At 74.7% G+C, this 2,053-nt stretch carries 2 protein-coding genes; one reads left to right on the forward strand and one right to left on the reverse strand.

The window, feature by feature from the left end:
- Window positions 1-985: cryptochrome/photolyase family protein (locus tag AB0I76_RS28550; protein ID WP_357041829.1), on the forward strand; the 985-nt coding region annotated here is incomplete at its 5' end.
- 4 nt (window positions 986-989) lie between these two features.
- Here AB0I76_RS28550 and AB0I76_RS28555 read toward each other — a convergent pair.
- Window positions 990-1,931 carry an alpha/beta fold hydrolase gene (locus tag AB0I76_RS28555; RefSeq protein WP_357041832.1) on the reverse strand — a complete coding sequence of 314 codons (942 nt, stop codon included), beginning with the start codon at window positions 1,929-1,931 and terminating at the stop codon, window positions 990-992.
- Between the last annotated feature and the right edge of the window lie 122 nt (window positions 1,932-2,053).

Genomic DNA, 2,053 nt, shown 5'->3' on the forward strand with positions numbered 1-2,053 from the left:
CTCCCCCGCCGACACCCTCGACGTGCCCCCGCCACCGGTGGTCGTCGAGGACGACATCGACGCCGAGGTCCGCCGTGACCTCGACCGGTGGGCGGCCGACGGGGTGCGGTTCGTCGGCCGGGACGGGCCCCGGCGGTACCCGGCCACGCACGCCGAGGCCGACGCCCGGCTGCGGCACTTCGTCCGGCACCGGCTGCCGGAGTACGGCCGCTACGCCGACGCGATGAGCGTCGAGGACCCGGTGCTCGCGCACAGCGTGCTGTCGTCCTCGTTCAACCTCGGGCTGCTGCACCCGGAGCCGGCGATCCGGACGGCCGAGCGGGCGTGGCGGGACGGGTCGGCGCCCCGCGCGGCGGTGGAGCCGTTCATCCGGCAGGTGCTCGGCTGGCGGGAGTTCCTGTGGCAGCTCTACTGGTACTTCGAGCCCCGCTTCCGGGGCGCCGGCTGGCTCGCCGCCGCCGAGCCGCTGCCGGAGTGGTTCGACCGGCTCGACGCGGACGCGGTGGAGGCCCGGTGCCTCGCCGACGTGCTCGCCGGCGTCCGTGACCGGGCCTGGGCCCACCACTCGCAGCGGCTGCTCGTGCTCGGCAACTACGGGTTGCAGCGCGGCTGGCGTCCGGCGGAGCTGGCCGACTGGTTCCAGCGGTCCTTCGTCGACGGAACCGACTGGGTGATGAACGCGACCGTCATCGGCATGAGCCAGTACGCCGACCTCGCCCGGGTGGACACGCGGGCGTACGCGGTGGACGGCCGGCACATCGACGAGATCAGCGACTACTGCGGCGGCTGCCGGTACGACCCGACCCGGGCCCTCGGGGACCTGGCCTGCCCGTACACCGGCGGGTTCGAGGCGTTGCTGTACCGCAACGGTGAGCGGCTGATGGGCGATCCCCGGCTCGCCGCCGAGCTGGCCGACCGGGACGACCCGGAGCGCCGGGAGGCGGTGCTGGCCCAGGAGGAGAAGCGGGGCAGCACCGCACCCTGACGTCTCAGCCGGCCTCCGCCATCCGCTCCCGCCCGTCGGCGCCGCCCGCCGGACCGCTGTCGGTGCCCGCCGGGCTGTCGTCCACGGCCGTGCGGTCACAGTCGGTGGCCCAGAAGTCGCGCAACAGGTCGTGGAACTCTTCGGCGCACTCGATCTGCGGCATGTGTCCGCACTTGTCGAACAGGTGCGTGCGGGCCCGGGGCAGCCGCGCGCGGGCGGCGTCGAGGTGGGTCGCCGGCAGGATCAGGTCCCGGTCGCCCCACACCACCAGCGTGGGCACGTCGAGCTGCTCCACCTGTGCCAGCAGTTCCTCGCGCCACTGCGGGCTGACGCCCCGGAAGGTGCCGAGGTTGCGGGCGGTCTCCAGCATCACCCGGGCGGCGTGCGGCTGGCGGGCGACCTCCAGCGCGTACGCGATCCGCTCGGCGGTGACGTGCGCCGGGTCGTGGAACAGCGACAGCTCGGCGCGGCGGGCCGCGTACCGGGTGGGTCGCAGCAGCAGCCGGCCCAGGGGGCGCAGGGCGAGCAGCCGGAGCGCGATGGTCACCTCCCGGCCGAAGCCGGCGGGGTTGACCAGCGCGAGGCTGGCGACCCGGTCCGGCTCGGTGGCGGCGAACCGCATGGCGATCGCCCCACCGAGGGAGTTGCCGACCAGGCGTACGGGCTGGTCCACGCCGACCGCGTCCAGGTAGTGCCCGACGAAGCGGGCCAGGTTCGGCAGGGTGTACGGCGCGGTCATCGGCAGCGAGTTGCCGTACCCGGGCAGGTCGACGCTGTGCACGCGGAAGCTGCCGGCGAGCCGCTCGTGCAGGTCGTCGAAGTCGCGCAGGGTGCGGCCGATGCCGTGCAGCAGCAGCACCGGGGGGCCGTCGCCGTCGACGCGGTGGCAGACCCGCCGGCCCTCGACGGTCACGTGCCGGGGACGTCGGCCGGTCGGGGCGGTCATGCCGGGCCTCCCGTCGGGTCGGTCACACGTTCGGTGCCATCGTCGTCATATCCGGGGAGATCGTCGGCGAGGGCACCAGCAGCGTTGTCCAGCTACGGGACCCGACCGCACACGCCGAGGTC

This window comes from Micromonospora sp. NPDC049799, from assembly GCF_040656655.1.
Classification (GTDB): Bacteria; Actinomycetota; Actinomycetes; order Mycobacteriales; family Micromonosporaceae; genus Micromonospora.

Excerpts from the sequence above, each read along its gene's own strand:
- AB0I76_RS28555 (WP_357041832.1), bottom strand. The coding sequence starts at position 1,931 with ATGACCGCCCCGACCGGCCGACGTCCCCGGCACGTGACCGTCGAGGGC.